We start from the raw sequence: 26149 nt of genomic DNA, 5'->3' as shown, positions 1-26149 counted from the left end.
GATGTTAACTCAAGAACAAATAGATTTTATTTGTAAGGATTTAGGGGGGGGGTTTCATTTTCTTTGGAGTGATATAGGGAATGCCTATGGAATTCCTGCTGGAGAAGTGGATCCTGACTCGTTTGAGGAAAGAAAAAACGATTTCTTGTTGATCATCGGGAAATTACTTGATGAGGGACGGCTCAAAATTTGCAATACAAAGGGAGAATTTATCGAGGGTACCACTGAGGAACTAGTAGAGATGTTCAGAACATCTTTTCCTGCTTCCGATGAAGAAGTGGATCTGGGAGCGGTAGGACTTTGGTTTGTTCTGATAAATGAGTGTCCATTCCTAGCAGTCTGGGTGTTTAAAGGAGAAGGCGAAAATGGAGAAGATTATTATGAGTGGACGTGAGGTTGTTTGATTGGCTTGACACTGCGTCAGTGAAATCATTAAACGCGATGGATTTTCTTCTTTTAGGTGCTTGCATGCGATGTTGCTGCAAGCATCGCTGTTGAATCGAAGCAATGTCAATGTCAAAGCCATCCCGTATGACCCCAAAGTGAAAGGGGGAAGTAATAAGGCAGGTAATGTGAAGGTGTTTAAATCAGAGGCCTTAACTGATCAGGATATTAAAAACTATGCACAGCAATTGGCCGGAGATGTCCCTTTAAAAGAAATGAAACCAGGCGTTTATCTAGCTACGCTGACTGATGGAACGAAGGTGACGTTGAGGTCGGTTTCTACTTCACAAAACGTGACCAAAGCAAGGTGGACGATTGATATAGATAAGAATCCTTCTTTGAGGGAGGTTACAAATGAAAAAGTTGAACTTAAATTTAGATGATAGGTGATTTTGTGTTAACCCAAGAGCAGATAGATTATTTTTATGAGCATTTAGCGGATCCTTTGCATTTTCTTTGGAGTTATATAGGGGATGCGCATGGACTGTCTCATGATCAAGCGGATCCGCACTCCTTTGAGGAAAGAAAAAACGATTTCCTGTTTATCATCGGGAAATTAATGGATGAGGGTCATCTTAAGCTTGGTCATAGAAAGGACGAGCGTATCTTGGAGGGTTCCATCGAGGAGCTAGTGGAGCGATTCAGGCAATGTTTTCCTGCTTCAGATGAAGAGATTGATCAGGAAGTGGGAGGACTCTGGTTCTTTACAGATTGTCCATTCGTCGCCGTCTGGGTATCGAAAGGAGTAGGAGAACATGGTGAGGATTATTACGATTGGTGTTTTTGATGATGCCTCAGTAATTGCACTGCCTCTTGAGGTGAGCGGCGTTGCTGCACCGGTGCCGCATCCCCAAGGGGGCGGTGCCGGTGCGGGTGTGACGGTGAATACCCATCTTGGGGTTTTATTCAAGGCTGTTGAATAAAGTAGGGTGTGTTTGGGTCGCGTCGCCTAAATCATCAATGGATTATTTTTGGTTTAAATCTAAAATCAACCCTATCCGGATATAAAGCGGGAAGTCACAAAACGTCGTCAGCGGCCTACAGCGCGAAGTCGGCACCTTTATTAACAACCGCGCTCAAGAAGCCACCCAAACCCAACAGGCCCTAGACAGCGAACGCGCCAAACCCGAACACCAACGTGACCCGGCCCTAATCGCGGCCCTACACCAACGCCTCCAAGACAACGCCACCTGGGACGTAGGCGGCACCGGCAGAACGATTGTGACCGCCCTGAACCTGGCCGCCGGCAGCCACGTGACCGGCAGCGCCACCCAAATGCTTCAAGGCGCTGCGATCAACTACCTGCAAAGCCTAGGCGCCAGCCAAGTCAAAACACTGGCCGACCAACTAGACAGCGAACCAGCCCGTGCGGCCCTGCAAGGCCTGCTGGGCTGCGCTGGTGCTGCCGCCCAAGGCCAAGGGTGCGGCGCCGGCGCCACTGGCGCGGCGGCGGCCGTGGTCATCAATAACCTACTAGACCGCGCCACCGGCGCCGACGTTGCCAGCCTGAGCGCCGCGGAAAAACAACAGCGCACCGATACCGTCACCAGCCTGGTGGCCGGCATCACCGCCGCCGCCGGTGGCGAAGCGGCGGTGAGCAGTGCAGCAGCCCGGCTGGAAACCGAAAACAACGCGGTCTTCGTCCCCGTGCTCATTGGTGCCCTTTGGTTAGCCGATAAAGGCCTGACCGCCTATGACGCCTGGCAAGACATCAAAGCGATTCGTTCAGGGGAAAAGACCATAGAACAAGTGGCCCTAGAAAAAGGCGAGGAATACATCGCCTCGGTGATGATCGGCAACCTGGCCAAATACGGCGTGAGAGCGGCCAAAATTGGTGGCCGCTGGATCTCCGGTGCAACCGATGTTGTCGCCCGGCGTCAGGCATTGACTGATCAGTTAGCCAAGCGGGCCGATGTCAGCCAGGTCAAACAAATCACCACAGGCAGCAAGAACACTGGTTGGGATAAAGCGGTCAATGGTTCTCTGGAGCCTAAGACAGCCTATGTGTTGGATAACGGTCATGGGTATGTGACAGACACGAGAGGATTAGTAAAAAGTGTCGAAGCGGATTTGACTTTAAAAAAGATGGACCGCAACACCTACCAGCAACGTTGTATGGGTAAGTGTGGCGAACTGGGCGATGAAGGCGGACATTTGATTGCCTCCAGCCTCGGTGGAGCTGGTGATAGGATCAATCTCGTGCCGCAAGCAGAGATTTTGAACCGAAGCGGGTGGAGAAAAATGGAACAACAGTTTAATCAAGCGTTACAGGACGGCAAGTCCGTCAGTGTCAAGATCGATCTGGGTTATCCAGCCACTGGTGGCGTGAGACCGAATAAGTTTGTGGTTGAAGCAACGATTGACGGGGAAAAGATTTTAAAGGAGTTTTATCAATGAATACCGAATTCGAATTTCAAAATGTCGAAGAAGCGTATCATGCCATTGCAGAAGATCTTATGGCATTTCCAGGCGAGCGCGCTTGGGATGAAGTGGTGGGTAAATATGAGGTTTATCCAAAAATGGTTTCATGTAGATGGTGGTTAGTAAAAGAAGGGTGTGTGGATAGGAAATGGATTGGTGGTTCTGATGAATTCCATTCTCGTGCTTTCGCTGCTGTTTTATATCTTAAAGATGATCTTATAAAGTCAGGTGGAGATCGAATATGGGGTTTGACGTGTACTATTCGTCCCAACGGTGACCTTGGTGATGAATTCTGTAAAGTTAAATTTAATATTGAATATGACTACAACAAGCCCGAGGATTACGATGAGTCTGATGAGTTCATCACGGGCGAAGAGGCCAATCAATCTTTACGTAATTTGTTTGGATGAGCATCAAGGCTGCTGGTGATAATGGTGCCGCCAGCGGCTAGTTAAATAAGCTCAATCATGAATGAGTGATTTCAGGCGTGGAGGTCAAAGCCATCCCGTATGATCCCAAAGTGAGAGGGGGAAGTAATAAAGCGGGTCATGTGAAGGTGTTTGATTCCCAGGTCTTAACGGATCAGGATATTAAAAACTATGCACAGCAATTGGCCGGAGATGTGCCTTTAAAGCAGGTCAGCCCAGGGGTTTATCTGGCTAAACTCAGTGATGGAACTATTTTGAATTTTAGGTCTGTTTCTTCTTCACAAAAAGAAACTGGAGCGAGGTGGACGATTGATATAAGAAATAGTCCGGCCTTGAAAGATGTTGTAAATCAACAAAAAGTTGAACTTAAATTCAGGTAATTTTATGTTAACGCAAGAACAAATAGATTTTATTTGTGAGGATTTAATCCATCCTTTGCATTTTCTTTGGTTTGGCATATGTGATGCACATGGAATTGATACTAGGAAAGTAAATAATGATTCGTTTGAAGAAAGAAAAAATGATTTTCTGTTTTTATTGGAGAAATTACTTGATGAGGGCAAGCTTAAGCTTGCCAAAAAAGGTGAATTTATTACGGGGACGACCGAAGAATTGGTTGATCTATTTAGAAAATCGTTTCCTGTTTCGGATGAAGATGTGGATATGGAAGGAGCAGGACTCTGGTTTTTTATGGATGAGTGTCCCGCTGGAGCGGTATGGGTGTTTAAAGGAGAAGGTGAAAATGGAGAAGATTATTATGAGTGGACGTGAGGTTGTTTGATTGGCTTGACACTGCGTCAGTGAAATCATTAAACGCGATGGATTTTCTTCTTTTAGGTGCTTGCATGCGATGTTGCTGCAAGCATCGCTGTTGAATCGAAGCAATGTCAATGTCAAAGCCATCCCGTATGATCCCAAAGTGCAAGGGGGAAGTAATAAAGCGGGTCATGTGAAGGTGTTTAAATCAGAGGCCTTAACTGATCAAGATATTAAAAACTATGCGCAAAAATTAGCCGGAGATGTGCCTTTAAAGCAGGTCAGCCCAGGTATTTATCTGGCTAAACTCAGTGATGGAACCAGTGTGCGTTTGAGGTCTGTTTCTTCTTCACAAAAAGAAACCGGAGCGAGGTGGACGATTGATATAGAAAATAATCCTTCTTTGCGAGACATTACAAAAGAAACAGTTGAACTTAAATTTAGGTGAGAGGTGATTGGATGTTAACCCAAGAGCAGATAGATTCTATTTGTGACCCTGACAGGGCAGGGGAGCCTTTGCATTTTCTTTGGGGGTATGTAGGGAGGGCGCATGGAATTGGGCCTCAGCAGATAGCTCAGGATTCATTTGAAGAAAGAAAAAACGATTTTCTGTTTATCATCGGGAAATTCCTTGATGAGGGTCGTTTCAAGCTTGGTAATAGAAAGGACGGACTTATCATGGAGGGTTCCACCGAGGTGTTGGTGGAGATGTTTAGAAGCTGTTTTCCTGCTTCGGATGAAGCACTAGAGAAAGGAACTTGGTTGGTGTTTGAGGAGTGTCCATTCGTCGCCGTCTGGGTATTAAAAGGCGTAGGAGAACATGGTGAGGATGATTACGATTGGTGTTTTTGATGATGCCTCAGTAATTGCACTGCCTCTTGAGGTGAGTGGTGTTAATCCACGGGTGCCGCGTCCCTAAAGGGGGGGTGCCGGTGCGGGTATGATTGCTAATATAAATCGTGGTGTTTTATTTAAAGGCTATTGAATAAAGTAGGGTGTGTTTGGGTAGCATTGCCTAAATCATCAATGGGTTATTTTTGGTTTAAATCTAAAACCAACCTCATCCGAATATAAAGCGGGAAGTCATAAAACGTCGGCAGCGGCCTGCAGCGCGAAGTCGGCACCTTTATTAACAACCGCGCTCAAGAAGCCACCCAAACCCAACAGGCCCTAGACACCCTGCCCAACGGCACCAGCACCACCGCCCTGGTACCCCGTGTCTACCTACGCCCGCGCCGCGGGGACCTGAAGACCGACGGCGCCCTCATGGCCGGTGCCCGCCTCACCATGGACCTATCGGGCACCCTCAGCAACACCGGCACCCTCACCGGGCGCGACCGCCTCACGATTGACGCGGACAACATCCACCAAGAAGGCGGCCAGATGGACGCCGACCACGTCAAAGTGCATACCAAAGACACCCTCACCGACATTGGCGGCACATTCAGCGCCCGCGGTTCACTGGATGTCACAGTGGTCTACCGGGCGATGAAGGCGGACATTTGATTGCATCCAGCCTCGGCGGAGCCGGTGATAAGATCAATCTCGTGCCGCAAGCAAAGATTTTGAATCGAAGCGATTGGAAGGAAATGGAAAATATGTTTCGTCAAGCCTTGCAGGACGGTAAGTCCGTCAATGTCAACATTGATGTGTATTATCCAGTCAATGGGGGCGTGAGGCCGAATAAGTTTGTGGTTAAAGCAGAGAGATTAACGGGGAAAAAATTTCAAGGACATTTAACCAATGAATCATGAATTTCAAAATGTGGAAGAGGCTTATCACGCGGTGGTGGGTAAATATGAGGTTTATTCAACAATGGTCAAGAATTTGGATCATTCGTCCGCGTCATCGTGATCGTGCAGGATTGTTTCGTAATCCTGGCCGCCGTAGAACACGCCTATGATGGAAACCAGATTGTCAACCACATCGAAGGCGATCACGACGCGCTTGCGGTAGTGCGTGATGCGCAAGCCAGGTCGTACATCGTTGCGCATGGTGCCGCGCAGGGGGAACGTGCCAAGACTTTCACAGTAGGAGACGATTGCTTCGGTGTAGTGAGCTGCAATGTCAGGTGAGGCCGCTGCCGCGATGTAGCGGTATAGCTTGGCAAGCTGCTCTTCGGTCTCAGGTGAGAAAACAACCTTGTAGCTCATCGGGCCTTCGTATGTTCTGCGGCGAGGCGTGTGCGTACTTGGTCAGGGGTGATAGCTCGGGCGGGATCGGCTTTCAGCGCGTCATACGCTGCACCTGCTTGGTTGTGAAGCCAAGCTTCGACGGCAAGGTCACGTGCAAGAAGCGCGCGCAGGCCGTCATGGATGACCTCGCTTTCGTTCGCGTATTCTCCTGTTTTCACCTTCGTTCTCACCACGTTGGCCATGTCATTTGGCAAAGTGATGCTCATTTGTTGAGTGGTTCGCATGCCGGCCTCCAATCGGTTCAGTAGGATTCAATCCTATCACCATCCCAAAACCTTACCCGATTTGCGCAAATGACTCCTCATTGGGATGTATCTCTGTGGAGCATGTGTATTCCGCTATATGGTTGGCTTGTTCGGTGACTCGTTGGCTGTTGTCAGGGGGGCATGTGGTGTTGGCCATTTTTTTCCGTAGTAGTTTCGAGTGGATGTGGAGTGTGTGCTGTACTTTTCGAACTGAGCCTGAGTGTTTTTCTGAAGTTGGCGTGAGTGGAATGTCCGCGCACGGCTTAGCACATTTTTACGCTGGCCGGATTAAAATGTGATAAATATCACCTTATCTCATGGAGCATCCCTCACCTGACCTGGGCGTTCGGGATCCTCCCTCATCACAAGGACTATGGATGAACAAGGACCTGTACCGCCTGATCTACAACCGCGCCCTGCGCCTATGGCAAGTGGCTTCAGAACTGGCTGTTCCACGCGGTAGCGCCGCGGGCACCTCACCGCAGCTAGCGCGCCGACAGACCGCGCAAGTGCGTGCAGTGTCCTTTGGATTATGGTTGAGCCTGGGTTGGGTTGGGGTGTGCAGCCTGGCTGGCGCCCAAGTGGTGGCCGATCCCCAGGCCCCCGGGACGCAGCGCCCCACGATTTTGGAAGCGTCCCCTGGTGTTGCCCTGATCAATATTCAAACCCCCAGCCAGGCGGGAGTATCGCGCAACACCTACCAACAGCTAGACGTGGGCGCCTCTGGCGCGATTCTCAACAACGCCCGCACCCAAACCCAAACACACCTGGGCGGCTGGGTACCGGGCAACCCCTGGCTGGCGACCGGCACCGCCCGGGTGATTCTTAACGAAGTAAACAGCGCCCAACCCAGCCAATTGCATGGCATGGTGGAAGTGGCTGGCGCCCGCGCCCAAGTGATCATTGCCAACCCTTCTGGGATCACCTGCAGCGGCTGCGGGGTGCTCAACGCCAGCCGTTTCACCCTGAGCACGGGAGCTCCCGAGTTTGATGCTGGCGGCGCCTTAGAGAGCTACCGCGTTCAAGGCGGTGCTATTCGCCTGGACGGCGCTGGCCTGGACAGCCGCACGGCTGACTACACCGCCCTGATCACCCGCTCCATACAGCTCAACGCTGGCCTATGGGCCCAGCAACTGCAGGGGAGCATTGGCGCTGCCTCCGTGCCGGCTGACGGTAGCGCGGCTGTCTCCCTGCCTGGCGCGGCGGCGCCTCCGGCCTTTGCCCTGGATGTATCGGCCCTGGGCGGGATGTACGCCGGCAAGATCACCCTGATAGGCACCGAACACGGCTTAGGCGTCCGTCATGCTGGCGCCATGACGGCCCAGTCCGGTGAACTGGTGGTCACGGTGGATGGCCGCCTAGACAACAGTGGTCGCCTGCAAGCGGCCACAGACACGCACCTGAACGCGACACAGGGGGTTGGCAACAGCGGCCTGATCAGTGCTGCCCAGACCCTGCACCTGCACACTCAGGCCGACATTGACAACCGCAGCGGCACCCTCAACGCCGCTCGACTGGACCTGAGCGGCGCCACCCTGGACAACCGCGGCGGTCGCCTGGAACAAACCGGCGCCCAACCCCTATCCATCCAAGCCCAGCAGTTCGACAACCAAGCCCAAGGCCGCCTGGGAGCTGTGGAGGGGCCGTCTATCGGGCAGCCTCCCTCCACGGACCTGCCCACCGGCCCCAGCGCCCCTCCCGTCGCCGTTGAGCCTCCTGGCAGCCCCCCCCCCTTCCGTTGCCATTGAACCTCCTGGCAACGACACCTCCCCCCTGCCTGCGTCCCCCCCTGCCATCTCCCTGCTGGCCGACGGTCGCCTGACCCTAGAGAGTGACATTGACAACCGCGGCGGCCTCATCACGGCTGGCGGCGCCATCAACGCCACCCTGAGCGGCCTGGACAACCGCCACGGCCACGCCGCCCTGAACCAACTGACCCTGCAAGGCCAAGGGTTGGATAACCGTCACGGCATCCTGCACCTTGCAGCAGAGGCCCTCATTCACAGCCAAGTGGTCAACAACGCCGCTGGGCAACTCCAAGCCAGCGGCGCCCTGGACCTGAACACCCAACAGTTCAACAACCGTGGCGGCCAATTCCTCCACACCGGCCCCCAGGCGGCCCACCTGCGCATTGATGGCCTACTGGACAACCAACACGGCGTGCTGGCCAGCGCGGCTAACGCTCTGACCCTGCAGACCGGGCAACTTACTAATGACGCCGGCCAACTTCAGGCCAGCGGCGCCCTGGCCCTGAACACCCAACAGTTCAGCAACCGTGGCGGCCAATTCCTCCACACCGGCCCCCAGGCGGCCCACCTGCGCATTGATGGCCTACTGGACAACCAACACGGCGTGCTGGCCAGCGCGGCTAACGCTCTGACCCTGCAGACCGGGCAACTTACTAATGACGCCGGCCAACTTCAGGCCAGCGGCGCCCTGGACCTACAGACCCACCAGCTCAACAACCGTGGCGGCCAACTCCTCCACACCGGCCCCCAGGCGGCCCACCTGCGCATTGGTGGCCTGCTAGACAACACCACTGGCACCCTATCCAGCACCGGCAGCGCCCTCACCCTCAACGCCACCACCCTGGATAACAGCGGCGGCACCGTACAGCACAGCGGGCAGGGGTCCCTGCAGATCGACGCCGCCACCCTTTTCGGCCCCGGCGGCACCCTGAGCAGCCAAGGCGCCCTGAGCATCACCGGCACCCAGACCGACCTGAGCCAAGGCACCACCTGGGCCCAGCACGTGAGCATCCGTACCGGCGTCCTCAGCACCGCCGGCGGCCAACTTACCGCCCAGTCAGACCAAGCCCTCCAACTGGAGGCCCGCACCCGCCTGGACAACCGTGGCGGCAGCATCGCCACCAACGGCGTGCTGGACCTACACACCGCCACCCTGGATAACCGCGGCGGCACCCTGCACAGCACCGGCCCCGGCGCCAGCCGCCTGGAGGCCACCCAAGCCCTAGACAACCGCGGCGGCCATCTATTGCTCACTGGCCCGGCCACCCTGACCACCGGCACCTGGGACAACACCCAAGGCCAGCTGCTGCTCAGCGGCCCTGGCACCCTGCACGCCAGCACCCTGGACAACCGCGGCGGCGTCCTGCACACCGCCACCGGTCTGCTGGACCTGCACGTTACTGGCACCCTCAACAACCAAGACAACGGCACCCTGTCCAGCGGCCAAGACCTGCGCCTGAGCGCGGCCACCGTGTTCAACCAACACGGCACCCTGGACGCGGCCGGCGCAGCGCAGCTGCACCTGAGCGGCCTGCTGGACAACAGCGCCGGCCTGCTGCAGAGTCGCGAAGCCCTCTGGCTCAGCAGCGCCGGCCTGACCAACCGCGCCGGCACCCTGAGCGGCGCCCAAGTGACCCTGTACACCCAAAACCAACCCTTGGACAACCGCGGTGGCCGCCTGGGCAGCACCAGCGGCACCGTGACCCTGCACAGCGGCGTCCTAGACAACCGTGCCGGCCTGGTGCAAGCGGCCACTGCCCTGCGCATCGACACCGGCCCGCACCTTCTGGACAACAGCGCCGGCGGCGCCCTACTGGCTGGCGGCGCCCTCGACCTGCGCAGCGCCACCCTAAACAACCACGGCGGCCAAGTATTCTCCCAAGCCGCCACCCAGCTGCACAGCACCCACATTGACAACACCGCTGGCGGCCAACTTGGCGGCGCCAACGGTCTCCAGATCGACGCCCACACCCTGAGCAACACCGGCGGACGCCTGCACAGCGGCGCGGATGCGCGCCTGCACCTAGACAACCGCCTGGACAACCACGACGGCCTGATCAGCGCCGCCGGGGCCCTGGCGATCACCACCACCACCCTGGACAACCGAACGACCCCTGCGGCCCCGGACCCTGGCTCCCGCCCCCGTGACACCGCCGCCCCGGCCACCGGCCTGCACGCCACCCACCTGCAGATCGACAGCACCACCCTGGATAACCGCGATGGCCACCTCAGCGCTGCCCAAGACATCGCCCTGACCCTACGCGGCGCCCTGCAGAACACCGCCGGACGCCTCACTGCCGGCGGCACCCTACAGCTGAGTGCCGCCCAACTGACCAACCAAGCCGGCACCCTGCTGAGTGGCGGCGCCCAAAGCCTGCACCTGAGCGCCTTCAGCGGCGCCGGCCTGCTGCATGCTGGCACCGCCCTGACCCTGGCCCTGCAGGAAGGTCTGGACAACGGCGGCACCCTCAGCGCCGCCGGCCTGCTCACCGTGCGTACCGCCGGGGCCCTGCACAACCGCGGCCTTATCCAGGCGGCGGACCTGACCCTGCACGCCCAGCGCATCGATAACGTGGCCACCGGGCAGATGGCTGCCAGCGGCCAAGCCCAGCTCAGCGCCGCGGACACCTTCAGCAACGCCGGCCTGCTGCACACCGGCGACCTGACCCTGCACGCCCAGCGCATTGACAACGCTGCCACCGGGCAGATGGCTGCCAGCGGCCAAGCCCAGCTCAGCGCCGCGGACACCTTCAGCAACGCTGGCCTGCTGCACACCGGCGACCTGACCCTGCAGGCCCGCACCATTGACAACGCTGCCACCGGGCAGATGACTGCCAGCGGCCAAGCCCAACTCACCGCGACCGAGACCCTCACCAACAGCGGCCTGCTTCAGGGCCGTGACCTGACCCTGCACGCCCAGAACATCGATAACGTGGCCACCGGGCAGATGGCTGCCAGCGGCCAGGCCCAACTCACCGCGACCGAGACCCTGAGCAACAGCGGCCTGCTTCAGGGCCGTGACCTGACCCTGCAGGCCCAGCGCATCGATAACGTGGCCACCGGGCAGATGGCTGCCAGCGGCCAAGCCCAACTCACCGCCACCGCGACCCTGAGCAACAGCGGCCTGCTTCAGGGCCGTGACCTGACCCTGCACGCCCAGCGCATCGATAACGCTGCCGCCGCCCAGATCCTTGCCAGCGGCCAAGCCCAGCTCAGCGCCGCGGACACCTTCAGCAACGCCGGCCTGCTGCACACCGGCGACCTGACCCTGCAGGCCCGCACCATTGACAACGCTGCCACCGGCCAAATCACCGCCAGCGGCCAGGCCCAACTGACCGCCACTGCGACCCTGAGCAACCGCGGCCTGATTGATGCGGCCACCACCCACCTCCAGGCCGCCACCCTCGACAACATTGGCACCGCGCGCCTCTACGGCGACCACCTCGCCCTCCAGGCCCAGACCCTCACCAACCGCGATGAATCCACCGCCGGCCAGACCCACGCCGCCACCATTGCCGCCCGCGAACGCCTGGACATTGGCGCGGCCACCGTGCGTAACAGCGGCGCCGCCCTGATCTACAGCGCCGGCGATGCCGCCATTGGCGGCACCTTGGATAGCGATCGCCACGCCACCGGCAGCGCCACCCTGCTGGACAACCGCAGCGCCACCATTGACGTGGACGGCGCCTTGGACATCACCACCACCACCCTCAACAACATCCGCGACAACGTCCACCTCACCCAGGCGCCCGGCGTGAGCACCACCGTACGCATGTCCCAACCGGCCTGGCGCGACAACCAACGCAACAATGACGCGGACTTCACTCTCACCAGCAACTACGACGCCCACGAGATCTACTACCTCAACCCCAACGACATCCTCCAAGACGAACCCTATACCACCCCGGACGGCTACATCATCCACCGCGCCGTGGTGCGCCTGACCCCGCAGACCAGCGCCTACCTGTATGCCCGCGGCGGCCTGTATGCCGCCCGCGGCCAACGCCAGCGCCTGGACCTGAGCCAGCGCGAAGGCATCGTCGTGCTGTACTACACCGACCGCCAAGACCAACAACCCAACCCCGACCAAGTCCAAAGCGCCGCCCGGCAGGGCAGCGCCTGGGCCGGCCTGGACACCCCCCAAAAAAACGAACGCCAACAAGACGTCCACATCACCTACCAAGACGAAGTCCTGACCTACGACCCGGCCTACGGCACCTGCCGTACCGACTGCGTCCGGCTGATCACCTGGCGTGACTACACCGACCCGGACCACACCCTGACCCACATGCGCCGCGGCCCCACGGATGTCAAAACCAACGAACAGTACCGCCACGCCACCAAGACCACCGTCGACGACATCCTGCAACCGGGCGTCGGCGCCGCGGCGCTGATCCAATCTGGCGGCGCCATGTTCGTCCAGGTCGACCGCCTGGCCAACCACTACGCCGACATCCTTGCCGGTGGCGACCAGACCATCGTTGGCCTGCCGCCACACCCGCCCAAGGACCCCGAAAAAGCCCCGGAGTACAGCAAAGCCAGCCTCATCGACAACCTCACTGCTGAACTGTCGCGCACCACGCAGTTCAACAACATCAGCTACACCTACGCCGGCGCCGCCGAGACCTGGACCATGCCGTCCCAGCGCTACACCATCGGCCAAATTGGCGGGCGCATCACCAGCGGCGGCCACCAATACATCGCCGCCGTGGATGTCAACAACCGCCTGCAATCCCTGCATACCACCACCCACGTCGAACACCCGCCCCTGGGCGACCTGCACACCAGCCCCCCGATGCCGCTGATGCCCGAGCTCACCCCGGCTCCGAGCACGGACCAGTCTGCCGAGGAGCCCGCCTTATCCGTGGAGAGCCAGCTCCCGCTGACCATCCCCGACACCACCCTGCAGGACCTGGCGGACGCCCGCCTACCGACCCTGCACACCGACAACGCCCCGATCAGCGTGGCTGCCCCGTCCTGGGCCACCGCGACCACCGTTCCTGGCCCCCTGATCCTGCCCAACAACCGCCTGTTTACCGTCCATCCCGACGCCGCCAGCCTCATCGTCACCGACCCACACTTTAGCGGCGGCAGCGACCGGACCACCGCCGACCGACAACTTCAGGCCCTGAACGACCCCCTGGCCAGCATGCACAAACGCCTTGGCGACGGCTTTTACGAACAACGCCTGATCCGCGAACAAATCGCCCAACTCACCGGGCGGCGCTTGCTGGACGGCTACGCCAACGACGACCAACAATACCGCGCCCTGCTGGACGCCGGCGTCACCGTTGCCCAGCACTACGGCCTACGCCCCGGCATCGCCCTGAGCGCTGACCAAATGGCCCAACTCACCAGCGACATCGTCTGGCTGGTGGAACAACCCGTCACCCTGCCCAACGGCACCAGCACCACCGCCCTGGTGCCCCGTGTCTACCTACGCCCGCGCCGCGGGGACCTGAAGACCGACGGCGCCCTCATGGCCGGTGCCCGCCTCACCATGGACCTATCGGGCACCCTCACCAACACCGGCACCCTCACCGGGCGCGACCGCCTCACGATTGACGCGGACAACATCCACCAAGAAGGCGGCCAGATGGACGCCGACCACGTCAAAGTGCATACCAAAGACACCCTCACCGACATTGGCGGCACATTCAGCGCCCGCAGTTCACTGGATGTCACCGCCGCTGGCGGCCTGATAGCCCGCAGCACCACACGCGGCTACAGTACCTCAGGCCAACGTCACTTCAGCCGCACCGAAATCGACCGTCCATCGACCTTTCGCGTCACCGGCCCCGGCGGCACCCTGCACGTGACTTCCGACAAAGACATGACCCTGCAAGGCGTCACTTTCAGCAACACCGGCCCGGGCGGCACCAGCAGCGTCACCGCCGCCGGCAAACTCAACATGGCCACCGTGGCCGTGGGCGAAACCAACACCGCCACCCTAGGACCGGGCAACAGCATCCACAGCACCCGCGACAGCGAAGTAGGCACCCGTATTACTGGCACTGGCAACGTCACCATCAAAGGCGAGGGTGGCGTCATCGGGCGTGCCGTGACCCTGGACAGCCGCCAAGGCAAGCTGAACATCAGTTCTGCTGACGGCACCGTGGCCCTGGTGGCCGGCCAAGAACGGCGCAGCGGCCAAGAAGAACGCACCAGCCGGCGCAGCGGCCTATGGGGCTCCAGCCGTAGCCACAGCACCGCCAGCAGCCAAGACACCATTGCCCTGGGCAGCGTCCTGGGCGGCACCAAGGTCACCGTCACAGGCGACAAGGTTTACAGCGTTGGCACCGACTTTATAGCCGATGGCAACCCCCACATTGAAGGCACCCACGGCGTGGGCATGTTCGGCGCCCAAAACACCCACAGCTCCAGCTACAGCACCACCCAGCGCCGCAGCGGCGTGTTCGGTTCTGGCGCCGGCTTCACCGTGGGCTCCCAAAAAGCCAGCCAACAAGGCAGCCACCACGCCACCTACTTGACCGGCAACACCGTGGCCGCCCTCAATGGCAACATCCTCATCCACTCCAGCAAAGGCGCCGTCCAGGCCCCTGGCATCGACCTGATTGCCGCCGGCAACATCAACGTCAGCGGCGTCAACGTCACCATGGACCCGGTGTACGACACCGCCAGCGCTCAACAGCAGCAGGCCAGCAAACACAGCGGCTTTAGCGTTGGCTTCAGCAGCGCCCTGGGCACCTTCGCCCAGGCCGTGCCCGCCGACATTAGAAACGCCCGCCATGCCCCGACGGGACAACTCAGCACGCTGTACGGCGTACGCGCCCTCAACAGCGCCTTCAGTGCCGGTGATCGTGCCCTGGACGAAATCAAGACCCTGCGCGAAGGCGGCATACCCCACACCTTCGGCGGCGGCGTCTCTTTCGGCAGCACCACCAGCCAAAGCCAGACCAGCATGACCGCCACCACGGCCCGCGGTGCCCAACTACGCGCCGGCGGCAAAGTCTCCGTCACCGCCTTTGGCATCCACAATGAAAAAGGCGAGCGCCAAGAGGGCACCGGGCAACTCAGCGCCGTTGGTGCCCAGATTAGCAGCGGTAGCCTGGCCTTCAATGCGGCTGGTGACCTCATTCTGCACAGCGCCCAGAGCACCCAAGAGCACACCTCCAGCCAACGCTACAGCAGCAGCAGCGTGGGTGCCCAATGGAACGTGGGCTCCTCCAGCCCCAGTCTCAACGCCGGCGGCGCCCGGGGCAGAGGCCAGTCCAGTCAGCAGTCTGTCACCCAGGTGGACACCGCCATCCGGGTCAGTGGCAATGCCACCCTCAACGCCGGTGGCAACGCGCAACTGCGTGGCGCCCATGTCTTAGCCGATAGCATCAACGGCACCATTGGCGGCAACCTAGACATCGAAAGCCGCCAGGACACCCTGCGTGCCAGCTCCCAACAGCGCCAAAACAGCGCCGGCGCCACCTTGGTCATGAGCGGGCTTGGCAGCAACGCCACCTTCAGCCATGCCAATCAACACGCCACCCAGGACTACGCCAGCGTGCGTGACCAAAGCGGCCTATTTGCCGGCGCCGGCGGCTACACCATCCACGTGGGCGGCCATACCCAACTGGACGGCGGCGCCATCGTCAGCAGCGCCCCTCAGGCATTGCAAAAGCTCTCCACCCAGAGCATGGGCCACAGCACCGTGGACAACCACCACAATGCCGGTGCGAGTGCCTCCGGCTTCACCCTGAGCAGCGACCTGGTCAGCGGCCTCTCCCAGGGCAACAGCCAGCTTCCGATCTACAGCCTCGGCAGAACCCTGATTGGTCAACACATGGGCAGCGCTGATCGTCAGGTCAACGACCGCAGCACTACCGAAGCGGTGGTGAGCGCGGCTAACATCGTGCTGCGCGGCGGCGATCCCGCCCCCCTGGCGACCCTGCGCCGTGACCCGGATGGGGCCCACACCCCTCTGGCGGCCACCGACCTGGGCACCTTGCAGGCTGACGTACAGCACCGCAGCCAGGCCGGCGCCTTACTGGCCGACAGCGGCCGCATCCTGATTGACCAAGGCCTCAGCAACATCCTCAGCCCGACCCTTGAGAAGGTGTTCTGCGTCAGCCAACCCTGCACCAACGACCATGCAGCCAACAACACATTGGTGGAAGAACGCACCGCCGCCCTGCGGCAAGCCCATCCGGGCTGGTCGGACAAACGCCTCCGCGAGCAGGCCGTCAACGACCTGACAGACACCATCCACGACGCCAACCGCACCTTGGACGCGACCAAAGTCGCCGAGTTCATCGCCGGCACCCGCGGCCCCAACGATGACCTGCTCACCGACCAAAGCCGCTGGGCCCTGACCGGCGGCGTAGCCAATATCCAAGCGATCCCGGTGACCTTGGATGCGCTGCGCGCCCTGGCGGACGAAGAGAAGAAAAACAGCACCGTGTTCGGCAACGGCATCAGCAACTTGTTGCGCCGCGCTGCGGAACTAGGCTTGCAAATGACGCCGTGGGACAGGAATAAGGGAAATATCCAGGACACCGGCGAAACCTACGTTAACACCACCTACGTGGTGCATACCCAGCCCACCCATACTGTGGGGGAACTGATCGTGGCCGGCCTGGAGAAGCTGATGGAGGTCAGCAATGGGCGCGTGGTCAGCCCGGCCTCACGGCTCCAGGCCCAGGTGGCGGAGACGTTGATGTATAACGAAGCGGATAAACAGTACACCAACCCGGTAAATTTTGTGGGTCATAGCCGTGGCACCATGACTGAAACCGGGGCGCTCAATGTGCTCGCAGCACTTGGGGTGAAGAGCGATGAATTAAAGATCTTCGTCAACAACCCCGCGGCTGAAGAGAGCCGTCTGACGGCGGTCGCGGGGCAGGTTACTAAAAATAAACCCGGCTTCTGGTCACCGCCCAATGACTTTGTCGCCCATATTATTGGTGGCTATCCGGGGACCGCGGGTTTGAAGGACCTGCGGGAGATCTTTGAGACCAACTACTCGGTGCACAGCAGCGGCGGCACCGCCGCCCTGGGCAGCCATCCGGACAACGTCAATCCTGAAGGGGTGTTCAGCTATGCCGGCCTGGATATCGATGAGATGAACCGTAAGCGTCACGATCAGACCATGGCAGCGCTGCAGCAATGGCAGGCGGTGCGGCGTCCGGAGGACCCCGTCGCCACCCAACTGGCCCAGTTGCAACGCCTCCTGGATCAATCGGCCTACTGGCAACAGCAGCTCGATGGCACCCCAGGCATGCTGACACCCTTCACCCCTGCATCGCCCCCAACCGGCACCTCCCGCCAACAGCAACTGCAGCAGTTGCGCCAACAGCTCACCCCCGCGGAGTAATCCCCATGCACAGCCGCATCAAGATAGGTGTCCTGATACTTGCCAGCAGCGTACTGCTGGCATGCAGCGGACCCGGCCCCCGTATCGACTCCCGCACCGGCAAACCGATGCTGGCCGGCCCCTGGGAGAACCGCGACCTGAGCCTGGAATCCTTCAAGGTGGATTTTTTAGGCCAATACACGGTCAAACACGCCTTTATCAATGGCATCAATATCTTCCGCTGTTACCCCAGCTCGCCGCCGGACAATGTCCAGATGGTGATGGAGCGGCGTAGTAATGGAGAAGATGTCCCAGGAATCGTGGCCAGCATTGGAGATGGTCCGCCAATGGTTGCTAGAAAATATGCCCATTTCATCGGCTACCCGTATTACAGAAACACCCCCCAGCCCGATGGCACGGTGAAAAAGCAAGTCGCCGGGGTGAGGTTTAGTGAGTTGTGCGATGCAGAGTTTGCGGGGCGCAACGACATTAACTTTGGGATCCGTAGCGCCGCCAGCGAAAGTATCCAGACGCATGTCCAAAGAATGGTTGCACGGGTCAGTGCTCCTGATCGTGCTTACAAGTCCAATCGTTTTTTAGAGCCCCCACGCACCGAAACCCGCTGGGGCAACGCCTGGACCTGGTACCGAGCGTATATGCCAACGCCGGTGGGTGATGGCGTGGAAACCTGGATGACTCCCATCGGCGACAGCGGCTACTACATCACCGTCAACTTCAACTTTATTGAAGCCGCGCGGCAACAGAACACCGAGGATTACCAACGTGCCCGCAAGCTGATGGACGGCATCTTGCAATCGGTGCTCATCCAAAAGCAGTGAGCGCGGTAATGTCCATGCACCGCCGCATCAAGCTAGGTGTCCTGATACTTGCCAGCAGCGTACTGCTGGCATGCAGCGGCCCCGGCCCCGTCATCGATTCCCGCACCGGCAAACCGATGCTGGCCGGCCCCTGGGAGAACCGCGACCTGAGCCTGGAATATTTCAAGGTGGATTTTTTAGGCCAATACACGGTCAAACACGCCTTTATCAATGGCATCAATATCTTCCGCTGTTACCCCGGCTCGCCGCCGGACAATGTGCAGGTGGTGATGTATCGGCGTAGTAATGGCGAAGATGTCCCGGCGATTGTGTCAGACAGCTACGGTAAACGGCCTCCTCAGGCATATCCAATGTATGCCCATTTCATCGGCTACCCGTATTACAGAAGCACCCCCCAGCCCGATGGCACGGTGAAAAAGCAAGTCGCCGGGGTGGAGTTCAATGCGTTGTGCGATGCAGAGTTTGCGGGGCGCAACGACATTAACTTTGGGATCCGTAGCACGGCCAGCGAAAGTATCCAGACAAAGGTTCAAAGGGTGACGGATTTGATCAATGAGTCCTATCAGGGTCGCCCGTCCAATCGCGCTTTTTTGGAGGCCCCGCGGACCGAAACCCGCTGGGGTAACGCCTGGACCTGGTACCGGGCACGTATCCCAACGCCGGTGGGTGATGGCGTGGAAACCTGGATGACCCCCATTGGCGACAGCGGCTATTACATCACCGTCAACTTCAACTTTATTGAAGCCGCGCGGCAACAGAACACCGAGGATTACCAACGTGCCCGCAAGCTGATGGACGGCATCTTGCAATCGGTGGTCATCCAAAAGCAGTGAGCGCGGTAATCCCCATGCACAGCCGCATCAAGCTAGGTGTCCTGATACTTGCCAGCAGCGTACTGCTGGCATGCAGCGGCCCCGGCCCCGTCATCGATTCCCGCACCGGCAAACCGATGCTGGCCGGCCCCTGGGAGAACCGCGACCTGAGCCTGGAATATTTTAAGGTGGATTTTTTAGGCCAATACACGGTCAAACACGCCTTTATCAATGGCATCAATATCAAACGCTGTTACCCCGGCTCGCCGCCGGACAATGTGCAGGTAGTGATGATGTCTTTTCGCAATGGTTCCAGTAATCCGGGGATTGTGTCAGACGGTTACGGTAAACGACCTCCTCGTCCTGCTGATAAATATGCCTATTTCATCGGCTACCCGTATTACAGAAGCACCCCCCAGCCCGATGGCACGGTGAAAAAGCAAGTCGCCGGGGTGGAGTTCAATGCGTTGTGCGATGCAGAGTTTGCGGGGCGCAACGACATTAACTTTGGGATCCGTAGCACGGCCAGCGAAAGTATCCAGACGCATGTCCAAAGAATGGTTGCACGGGTCAGTGCTCCTGATCGTGCTTACAAGTCCAATCGTTTTTTAGAGCCCCCACGCACCGAAACCCGCTGGGGCAACGCCTGGACCTGGTACCGAGCGTATATGCCAACGCCGGTGGGTGATGGCGTGGAAACCTGGATGACCCCCATTGGCGACAGCGGCTACTACATCACCGTCAACTTCAACTTTATTGAAGCCGCGCGGCAACAAAACACCGAGGATTACCAACGCGCCCGCAAGCTGATGGACGGCATCTTGCAATCGATGCTCATCCAAAAACAGTGAGCTCGGTAATCCCCATGCACATATGCATCAAGCTAGGTGTCCTGATACTTGCCAGCAGCCTGCTGCTGGCATGCAGCGGCCCCGGCCCCGTCATCGACTCCCGCACCGGCAAACCGATGCTGGCCGGCCCCTGGGAGAACCGCGACCTGAGCCTGGAATATTTTAAGGTGGATTTTTTAGGCCAATACACGGTCAAACACGCCTTTATCAATGGCATCAATATCTTCCGCTGTTACCAAGGCTCGCCGCCGGACAATGTGCAGGTAGTGATGAAGTCATATCGAGATGGCTCCAGTAACCCAGGAATCGTGGCCAGCATTGGAGGTGGCCCACCGATGGTTGCTGGAAAATATGCCCATGTCATCGGCTACCCGTATTACAGAAGCACCCCCCAGCCCGATGGCACGGTGAAAAAGCAAGTCGCCGGAGTGAGGTTTAGTGAGTTGTGCGATGCAGAGTTTGCGGGGCGCAACGACATTAACTTTGGTATCCGTAGCGCGGCCAGCGAAAGTATCCAGACAAAGGTTCAAAGGGTGACGGATTTGATCAATGAGTCCTATCAGGGTCGCCCTTCCAACTCGAATTTTTTGGAGCTCCCACGCACCGAAACCCGCTGGGGTAACGCCTGGACCTGGTACCGGGCACGTATCCCAACGCCGGTCGGCGATGGCGTGGAAACCTGGATGACCCCCATTGGCGACAGCGGCTATTACATCACCGTCAACTTCAACTTTATCGAAGCCGCGCGGCAACAGAACACCGAGGATTACCAACGTGCCCGCAAGCTGATGGACGGCATCTTGCAATCGGTGCTCATCCAAAAACAGTGAGCGCGGTAATGTCCATGCACCGCCGCATCAAGCTAGGTGTCCTGATACTTGCCAGCAGCGTACTGCTGGCATGCAGCGGCCCCGGCCCCCGTATCGACTCCCGCACCGGCAAACCGATGCTGGCCGGCCCCTGGGAGAACCGCGACCTGAGCCTGGAATCCTTCAAGGTGGATTTTTTAGGCCAATACACGGTCAAACACGCCTTTATCAAGGGCATCAATATCTTCCGCTGTTACCCCAGCTCGCCGCCGGACAATGTCCAGATGGTGATGGAGCGGCGTAGTAATGGAGAAGATGTCCCAGGAATCGTGGCCAGCATTGGAGATGGTCCGCCAATGGTTGCTAGAAAATATGCCCATTTCATCGGCTACCCGTATTACAGAAGCACCCCCCAGCCCGATGGCACGGTCAAAAAGCAAGTCGCCGGGGTGGAGTTCAATGCGTTGTGCGATGCAGAGTTTGCGGGGCGCAACGACATTAACTTTGGGATCCGTAGCACGGCCAGCGAAAGTATCCAGACAAAGGTTCAAAGGGTGACGGATTTGATCAATGAGTCCTATCAGGGTCGCCCGTCCAATCGCGCTTTCTTGGAGGCCCCGCGGACCGAAACCCGCTGGGGTAACGCCTGGACCTGGTACCGGGCACGTATCCCAACGCCGGTCGGCGATGGCGTAGAAACCTGGATGACCCCCATTGGCGACAGCGGCTACTACATCACCGTCAACTTCAACTTTATTGAAGCCGCGCGGCAACAGAACACCGAGGATTACCAACGCGCCCGCAAGCTGATGGACGGCATCTTGCAATCGGTGGTCATCCAAAAGCAGTGAGCGCCGGTGTGATGCCTTAGGCCGGGCGATGACAGTGATATGGACATGGCCACCGTGGCCGTGGGCGAAACCAACACCGCCGCCCTAGGGTCGGGCAACACCGTGGCCGCCCTCAATGGCAACATCTTCATCTCCTCCAGCAAAGGCGCCGTCCAGGCCCCTGGCATCGACCTGATTGCCCCGGAAGGCAACATTGACATCCACGGCAAAAAAGTAGCCATTGTCGAAGCCCGTGAGACCGAGCACACCACTCAGGAAACTAAGTTTCGCCAAAGCGGCCTGACCGCGAGCCTGAGCAATCCAGCGATTGCGGCCTTCCAAACCACCCAGCACATGACAGCGGCCGCCGGGCGGACCTCCACCCCCCGCCTCCAGGCCCTAGCGGGAATCACCGCCGCCCTGGCCGCCAGAAACGCCGTAGATGCCATCGGCAGCGACCCCAAGGTCCTGGGCGGCGTAAACCTCACGGCGACCCTGGGCACCACCCAATACCACAGCACCACCACCACCCACAGCGACCGCGCCGTTGCATCCACCCTCCACGCCGGCGGCAACATCACCATCAGCGCCACTGGCGCCGGTGAACAGTCCACCCTGACCCTGAGCGGCACCCAGATCAGCGCTGGCAACGTCACCCACCTCAAAGCCGATGGCGACCTTGTCATGGCGGCGGCCAAAAACACCGAACAGATGACCCGCGACAGCCGCGGCAGCGGTCACGGCGTGGGAGTGGCGGTGAACCTGGGCACCGGCGGCGCCAGCGCCGGCCTCACCGTCCAGGGCAGCGCCTCCAAAGGCAGCGGCGCCAGTACCGATGTCACCTGGACCAACACCCGCGTGCAGGGCGGTCGCTTGCTGGTGCTGGAATCTGGGGGCAACACCATCCTACGCGGCGCCGTGGCCAGCGCCCCCCAGCTGATGGCCACCATTGGCGGCAACCTAGACATCGAAAGCCTCCAAGACACCCACCAGTACCGCAGCAAAGATCAAAGCATCGGCGGCAGCTTCACCGCTGGGGTTGGTGTTTCTGGCAGCGCCCACCTCAACCATCACACCATCCGCAGCGACTACAGCAGCGTTACCGAACAAAGCGGCCTGCTGGCTGGTGATGGGGGCTTTCAAGTGACCGTGGGCGGGCACACCACCCTGATGGGTGGCCTGATCACCTCCAGCGCCGCCGCCGCCCAAGCGGGCCTAAACGCCCTGGACACCGCCACCCTGAGCGAAACAGCGCTGGACAACCACGCCTCCTACAGCGCCAGCCACGTGAGCCTAGGCGGCGGCTACAGCCGTGGCCCCGGCGGCGTGGGGACCGACCAACAAGGCCGCGCCGCCACCGCAGAACAGGTGCCTGGCACCCAACTGCCGGGCTATCACGGCGTGAGCGTGGCTCCCCCCGGCGTCATCAACGCCCGCGACGCCAGCCACAGCACCACCCAAAGCGGCATCAGCGCTGGCGCCATCACCATCCGTGACCAAGCCGGCCAACAGGCCCGCACCGGGCAGACCGCCGCCGAGACCATCGCCGCCCTCAACCACGACGTGCTCACCGGCCAAGACACCAGCCACACCCTGCAGCCGATCTTCAACGAACAAGAGATCAAAGCCGGCTTTACCATCGTCAGCGGCCTACAGCGCGAAGTCGGCACCTTTATTAACAACCGCGCTCAAGAAGCCACCCAAACCCAACAGGCCCTAGACAGCGAACGCGCCAAACCCGAACACCAACGTGACCCGGCCCTAATCGCGGCCCTACAACAGCGCCTCCAAGACAACGCCACCTGGGACGTAGGCGGCACCGGCAGAACGATTGTGACCGCCCTGAACCTGGCCGCAGGCAGCCACGTGACCGGCAGCGCCACCCAAATGCTTCAAGGCGCTGCGGTTAACTACCTGCAAAGCCTAGGCGCCAGCCAAGTCAAAACACTGGCCGACCAACTAGACAGCGAACCGGCCCGTGCGGCCCTGCAAGGCCTGCTGGGCTGCGCTGGTGCTGCCGCCCAAGGCCAAGGGTGCGGCGCCGGCGCCACTGGCGCGGCGGCGGCCGTGGTCATCAATAACCTACTAGACCGCGCCACCGGCGCCGACGTTGCCAGCCTGAGCGCCGCGGAAAAACAACAGCGCACCGATACCGTCACCAGCCTGGTGGCCGGCATCACCGCCGCCGCCGGTGGCGAAGCGGCGGTGAGCAGTGCAGCAGCCCGGCTGGAAACCGAAAACAACGCGGTCTTCGTCCCCGTGCTCATTGGTGCCCTTTGGTTAGCCGATAAAGGCCTGACCGCCTATGACGCCTGGCAAGACATCAAAGCGATTCGTTCAGGGGAAAAGACCATAGAACAAGTGGCCCTAGAAAAAGGCGAGGAATACATCGCCTCGGTGATGATCGGCAACCTGGCCAAATACGGCGTGAGAGCGGCCAAAATCGGCGGTCGCTGGATCTCCGGTGCAACCGATGTTGTCGCCCGGCGTCAGGCATTGACTGATCAGTTAGCCAAGCGGGCCGATGTCAGCCAGGTCAAACAAATCACCACAGGCAGCAAGAACACTGGTTGGGATAAAGCGGTCAATGGTTCTCTGGAACCTAAGACAGCCTATGTGTTGGATAACGGTCATGGGTATGTGACAGACACAGCAGGCCGAGTAAAAAATGTGCAAGCAGATTTGATTTCAAAAAAGATGGATCGCAATACCTACCAGCAACGCTGTATGGGTAAGTGTGGCGAACTGGGCGATGAAGGCGGGCATTTGATTGCCTCCAGCCTAGGCGGAGCCGGTGATAGGATCAATCTCGTGCCCCAAGCACAGATTTTGAACAGAACCGATTGGAGAAAAATGGAACATCATTTTCATCAAGCATTGCATGACGGTAAGTCCGTGAGTGTCAAAATCGATCTGGGTTATCCGGCCACTGGTGGCGTGAGACCGAATAAGTTTGTCGTTGAAGCAACGATTGATGGTAAAGAATTTGTAAGGATATTTAATCAATGAATAGCGAATTTGAATTTCAAAATGTCGAAGAAGCGTATCAGGCCATTGCAGATGATGTGATGGCATTTCCAGGCGAGCGCGCTTGGGATGAAGTGGTGGGTAAATATGGTGTTTTTTCTAAAATGGTTTCATCTGAATGGTGGTTAGTAAAAGACGGGCGTGTGGATGAGAAATGGATTGGTGGGTCTAAGGATTTTCGTTGTCGTGCTGCCGATGCTGTTTTTTATATTAGGGATGAACTTATGAAGTTCACTGGAGATCGTATCTGGGGTTTGACATGTACTATTCGTCCCAATGCTGAATCCGGTCAAGTTAAGTTCAATATCGAATTTGACTACAACAAGCCCGAGGATTACGAAGAGTCCGATGAAGTCATCACCGGGGATGAGATTAATGAATCCTTGCGCAATTTGTTTGGATGAGCATCAAGGCCGCTGATGACATGATGTTACCAGCGGCTAGTTAAATCAGCTTAATTATGAATGAGTGATTGCAGGCGTGGAGTTCAAAGCCACCCCGTATGACCCCAAAGTGAGAGGGGGAAGTAATAAAGCGGGTCATGTGAAGGTGTTTAAATCAGAGGCCTTAACTGATCAGGATATTAAAAACTATGCGCAGCAATTGGCCGGAGATGTGCCTTTAAAGCAGGTCAGCCCAGGGGTTTATCTGGCTAAACTCAGTGATGGAACCAGTGTGCGTTTGAGGTCCGTTTCTTCTTCACAAAAAGAAACCGGAGCGAGGTGGACGATTGATATAGAGAAGAATCCTTCTTTGATGGAGATTACAAATAAAACAGTTGAACTTAAATTTAGGTGAGAGGTGATGTGATGTTAACCCAAGAGCAGATAGATTTTATTTGTGACAGTGAAGGAGAGCCTTTGCATTTCCTTTGGGATTATGTAACGGAGGCGCATGGAGTTTTTGCTGATCAAGTAGATCCGGACTCATTTGAGGAAAGAAAAAACGATTTCCTGTTTATCATCAGGAAATTACTTGATGGAGGTCGTTTCAAGCTTGGTCATAGAAAGGACGAGCGTATTATGCAGGGTCCCACCGAGGAGCTAGTGGAGCTGTTCAGACAATATTTTCCTGCGTCGGATGAAGGACTAAAGGAAGGACTGTGGTTAGTGATGGAGGAGTGTCCATTTGTCGCAGCCTGGTTGTTTAAAACCGAAATAGAAGGAGAACCTGATGAGGATGATTACGAGTGGGCTTTTTGATGATGCCTCAGTAATTGCACTGCCTCTTGAGGTGAGTGGTGTTGCTGCACCGGTACCGCGTCCCCAAGGGGGCGGTGCCGGTGCGGGTGTGACGGTGAATACCCATCAAGGTGTTTTATTCAAGGCTGTTGAATAAAGTAGGGTGTGTTTGGGTCGCCTCGCCTAAATCATCAATGGGTTATTTTTGGTTTAAATCTAAAATCAACCCTGCCGGGATATAAAGCGGGAAGTCATAAAA

At 58.4% G+C, this 26149-nt stretch carries 26 protein-coding genes; 24 read left to right on the top strand and 2 right to left on the bottom strand.

Annotation, left to right across the window (positions count from 1 at the left end):
• The first annotated feature begins 1 nt into the window (after position 1).
• From PLS229_RS07125 to PLS229_RS07070, 12 genes are all read left to right on the top strand, one after another.
• The gene (locus PLS229_RS07125; RefSeq protein ID WP_038273215.1) at positions 2-394 is read left to right on the top strand and encodes a DUF596 domain-containing protein; all 393 of its coding nucleotides are present in this window, start codon (positions 2-4) and stop codon (positions 392-394) included.
• A gap of 79 nt (positions 395-473) precedes the next feature.
• Positions 474-827: a DUF769 domain-containing protein gene (locus PLS229_RS07120; protein WP_114867150.1), complete on the top strand. Its 354-nt coding sequence runs from the start codon at positions 474-476 to the stop codon at positions 825-827.
• Between the two features lie 11 nt (positions 828-838).
• A complete protein-coding gene (locus tag PLS229_RS07115; RefSeq protein WP_038273217.1) occupies positions 839-1231 on the top strand; it encodes a DUF596 domain-containing protein in 393 nt (130 codons plus the stop codon).
• Positions 1200-1367: a hypothetical protein gene (locus PLS229_RS07110; RefSeq protein WP_162814099.1), complete on the top strand. Its 168-nt coding sequence runs from the start codon at positions 1200-1202 to the stop codon at positions 1365-1367. Before PLS229_RS07115 ends, PLS229_RS07110 begins: the two co-directional genes overlap by 32 nt.
• A gap of 298 nt (positions 1368-1665) precedes the next feature.
• Positions 1666-2841: a DNA/RNA non-specific endonuclease gene (locus tag PLS229_RS11970; protein ID WP_205395216.1), complete on the top strand. Its 1176-nt coding sequence runs from the start codon at positions 1666-1668 to the stop codon at positions 2839-2841.
• On the top strand, positions 2838-3275 hold the full coding sequence (locus PLS229_RS07100) for a hypothetical protein (protein WP_038273137.1): 438 nt from the start codon (positions 2838-2840) through the stop codon (positions 3273-3275). Before PLS229_RS11970 ends, PLS229_RS07100 begins: the two co-directional genes overlap by 4 nt.
• 65 nt (positions 3276-3340) lie before the next feature.
• A complete protein-coding gene (locus PLS229_RS07095) occupies positions 3341-3673 on the top strand; it encodes a DUF769 domain-containing protein (RefSeq protein ID WP_114867149.1) in 333 nt (110 codons plus the stop codon).
• 4 nt (positions 3674-3677) lie between these two features.
• Positions 3678-4064, top strand: coding sequence for a DUF596 domain-containing protein (locus PLS229_RS07090; protein ID WP_038273143.1), 387 nt, complete (start codon positions 3678-3680; stop codon positions 4062-4064).
• A 79-nt stretch (positions 4065-4143) separates the two neighbouring features.
• Positions 4144-4497 carry a DUF769 domain-containing protein gene (locus tag PLS229_RS07085; protein WP_114867148.1) on the top strand — a complete coding sequence of 118 codons (354 nt, stop codon included), beginning with the start codon at positions 4144-4146 and terminating at the stop codon, positions 4495-4497.
• An 11-nt stretch (positions 4498-4508) separates the two neighbouring features.
• Positions 4509-4901, top strand: a complete 393-nt coding sequence (locus tag PLS229_RS07080) for a DUF596 domain-containing protein (protein ID WP_038273145.1) — start codon at positions 4509-4511, stop codon at positions 4899-4901.
• Between the two features lie 414 nt (positions 4902-5315).
• Complete coding sequence (locus tag PLS229_RS07075) at positions 5316-5555, top strand: hypothetical protein (RefSeq protein WP_114867147.1); 240 nt, start codon at positions 5316-5318, stop codon at positions 5553-5555.
• Complete coding sequence (locus PLS229_RS07070) at positions 5552-5803, top strand: DNA/RNA non-specific endonuclease (protein ID WP_051482408.1); 252 nt, start codon at positions 5552-5554, stop codon at positions 5801-5803. The genes PLS229_RS07075 and PLS229_RS07070 overlap by 4 nt, the downstream gene beginning before the upstream one ends.
• 78 nt (positions 5804-5881) lie before the next feature.
• On the opposite strand, the gene PLS229_RS07065 is transcribed toward PLS229_RS07070, so the two are convergent.
• Positions 5882-6202: a type II toxin-antitoxin system RelE/ParE family toxin gene (locus PLS229_RS07065; RefSeq protein ID WP_038273255.1), complete on the bottom strand. Its 321-nt coding sequence runs from the start codon at positions 6200-6202 to the stop codon at positions 5882-5884.
• On the bottom strand, positions 6199-6468 hold the full coding sequence (locus PLS229_RS12605; protein ID WP_038273253.1) for a ribbon-helix-helix domain-containing protein: 270 nt from the start codon (positions 6466-6468) through the stop codon (positions 6199-6201). The genes PLS229_RS07065 and PLS229_RS12605 overlap by 4 nt, the downstream gene beginning before the upstream one ends.
• 398 nt (positions 6469-6866) lie before the next feature.
• Between PLS229_RS12605 and PLS229_RS07055 the strand changes: the two genes are divergently transcribed.
• From PLS229_RS07055 to PLS229_RS07000, 12 genes are all read left to right on the top strand, one after another.
• Entirely contained in the window at positions 6867-8237 is a 1371-nt protein-coding gene (locus PLS229_RS07055) for a two-partner secretion domain-containing protein (protein ID WP_114867153.1), read from the top strand.
• On the top strand, positions 8197-17562 hold the full coding sequence (locus PLS229_RS07050) for a hemagglutinin repeat-containing protein (protein ID WP_230428220.1): 9366 nt from the start codon (positions 8197-8199) through the stop codon (positions 17560-17562). The genes PLS229_RS07055 and PLS229_RS07050 overlap by 41 nt, the downstream gene beginning before the upstream one ends.
• Positions 17562-18380, top strand: a complete 819-nt coding sequence (locus PLS229_RS07045; RefSeq protein ID WP_425511086.1) for a DUF769 domain-containing protein — start codon at positions 17562-17564, stop codon at positions 18378-18380. Before PLS229_RS07050 ends, PLS229_RS07045 begins: the two co-directional genes overlap by 1 nt.
• An 8-nt stretch (positions 18381-18388) precedes the next feature.
• Entirely contained in the window at positions 18389-19213 is an 825-nt protein-coding gene (locus PLS229_RS07040; RefSeq protein WP_038273131.1) for a DUF769 domain-containing protein, read from the top strand.
• A 14-nt stretch (positions 19214-19227) separates the two neighbouring features.
• Positions 19228-20043: a DUF769 domain-containing protein gene (locus tag PLS229_RS07035; RefSeq protein WP_038273128.1), complete on the top strand. Its 816-nt coding sequence runs from the start codon at positions 19228-19230 to the stop codon at positions 20041-20043.
• Between the two features lie 14 nt (positions 20044-20057).
• Positions 20058-20873 (top strand): DUF769 domain-containing protein, encoded by an 816-nt coding sequence (locus PLS229_RS07030; RefSeq protein WP_038273126.1) that lies wholly within the window; start codon positions 20058-20060, stop codon positions 20871-20873.
• Between the two features lie 8 nt (positions 20874-20881).
• Positions 20882-21703, top strand: a complete 822-nt coding sequence (locus PLS229_RS07025; protein WP_114867143.1) for a DUF769 domain-containing protein — start codon at positions 20882-20884, stop codon at positions 21701-21703.
• Positions 21704-21742: 39 nt separating this feature from the next.
• A complete protein-coding gene (locus tag PLS229_RS07020; protein ID WP_114867142.1) occupies positions 21743-24691 on the top strand; it encodes a hemagglutinin repeat-containing protein in 2949 nt (982 codons plus the stop codon).
• Complete coding sequence (locus tag PLS229_RS07015; RefSeq protein WP_038273237.1) at positions 24688-25113, top strand: hypothetical protein; 426 nt, start codon at positions 24688-24690, stop codon at positions 25111-25113. Before PLS229_RS07020 ends, PLS229_RS07015 begins: the two co-directional genes overlap by 4 nt.
• Positions 25114-25177: 64 nt before the next feature.
• Positions 25178-25507, top strand: a complete 330-nt coding sequence (locus tag PLS229_RS07010) for a DUF769 domain-containing protein (RefSeq protein ID WP_114867141.1) — start codon at positions 25178-25180, stop codon at positions 25505-25507.
• An 11-nt stretch (positions 25508-25518) separates the two neighbouring features.
• On the top strand, positions 25519-25911 hold the full coding sequence (locus PLS229_RS07005; protein ID WP_038273239.1) for a DUF596 domain-containing protein: 393 nt from the start codon (positions 25519-25521) through the stop codon (positions 25909-25911).
• Positions 25883-26047 carry a hypothetical protein gene (locus PLS229_RS07000; protein WP_160165238.1) on the top strand — a complete coding sequence of 55 codons (165 nt, stop codon included), beginning with the start codon at positions 25883-25885 and terminating at the stop codon, positions 26045-26047. The genes PLS229_RS07005 and PLS229_RS07000 overlap by 29 nt, the downstream gene beginning before the upstream one ends.
• Positions 26048-26149 lie beyond the last annotated feature (102 nt).

The sequence above is a fragment of the Xylella taiwanensis genome, assembly GCF_013177435.1.
Classification (GTDB): Bacteria; Pseudomonadota; Gammaproteobacteria; order Xanthomonadales; family Xanthomonadaceae; genus Xylella; species Xylella taiwanensis.
This window is presented reverse-complemented; position numbering and strand designations above follow the sequence as displayed.

Coding starts and splice junctions, on each gene's coding strand:
- PLS229_RS07125 (WP_038273215.1), top strand. CDS start 2: ATGTTAACTCAAGAACAAATAGATTTTATTTGTAAGGATTTAGGGGGG.
- PLS229_RS07120 (WP_114867150.1), top strand. CDS start 474: ATGTTGCTGCAAGCATCGCTGTTGAATCGAAGCAATGTCAATGTCAAA.
- PLS229_RS07110 (WP_162814099.1), top strand. CDS start 1,200: ATGGTGAGGATTATTACGATTGGTGTTTTTGATGATGCCTCAGTAATT.
- PLS229_RS07100 (WP_038273137.1), top strand. CDS start 2,838: ATGAATACCGAATTCGAATTTCAAAATGTCGAAGAAGCGTATCATGCC.
- PLS229_RS07090 (WP_038273143.1), top strand. CDS start 3,678: ATGTTAACGCAAGAACAAATAGATTTTATTTGTGAGGATTTAATCCAT.
- PLS229_RS07085 (WP_114867148.1), top strand. CDS start 4,144: ATGTTGCTGCAAGCATCGCTGTTGAATCGAAGCAATGTCAATGTCAAA.
- PLS229_RS07080 (WP_038273145.1), top strand. CDS start 4,509: ATGTTAACCCAAGAGCAGATAGATTCTATTTGTGACCCTGACAGGGCA.
- PLS229_RS07075 (WP_114867147.1), top strand. CDS start 5,316: ATGGCCGGTGCCCGCCTCACCATGGACCTATCGGGCACCCTCAGCAAC.
- PLS229_RS07065 (WP_038273255.1), bottom strand. CDS start 6,202: ATGAGCTACAAGGTTGTTTTCTCACCTGAGACCGAAGAGCAGCTTGCC.
- PLS229_RS12605 (WP_038273253.1), bottom strand. CDS start 6,468: ATGCGAACCACTCAACAAATGAGCATCACTTTGCCAAATGACATGGCC.
- PLS229_RS07055 (WP_114867153.1), top strand. CDS start 6,867: ATGAACAAGGACCTGTACCGCCTGATCTACAACCGCGCCCTGCGCCTA.
- PLS229_RS07040 (WP_038273131.1), top strand. CDS start 18,389: ATGTCCATGCACCGCCGCATCAAGCTAGGTGTCCTGATACTTGCCAGC.
- PLS229_RS07035 (WP_038273128.1), top strand. CDS start 19,228: ATGCACAGCCGCATCAAGCTAGGTGTCCTGATACTTGCCAGCAGCGTA.
- PLS229_RS07030 (WP_038273126.1), top strand. CDS start 20,058: ATGCACATATGCATCAAGCTAGGTGTCCTGATACTTGCCAGCAGCCTG.
- PLS229_RS07025 (WP_114867143.1), top strand. CDS start 20,882: ATGTCCATGCACCGCCGCATCAAGCTAGGTGTCCTGATACTTGCCAGC.
- PLS229_RS07020 (WP_114867142.1), top strand. CDS start 21,743: ATGGACATGGCCACCGTGGCCGTGGGCGAAACCAACACCGCCGCCCTA.
- PLS229_RS07015 (WP_038273237.1), top strand. CDS start 24,688: ATGAATAGCGAATTTGAATTTCAAAATGTCGAAGAAGCGTATCAGGCC.
- PLS229_RS07005 (WP_038273239.1), top strand. CDS start 25,519: ATGTTAACCCAAGAGCAGATAGATTTTATTTGTGACAGTGAAGGAGAG.
- PLS229_RS07000 (WP_160165238.1), top strand. CDS start 25,883: ATGAGGATGATTACGAGTGGGCTTTTTGATGATGCCTCAGTAATTGCA.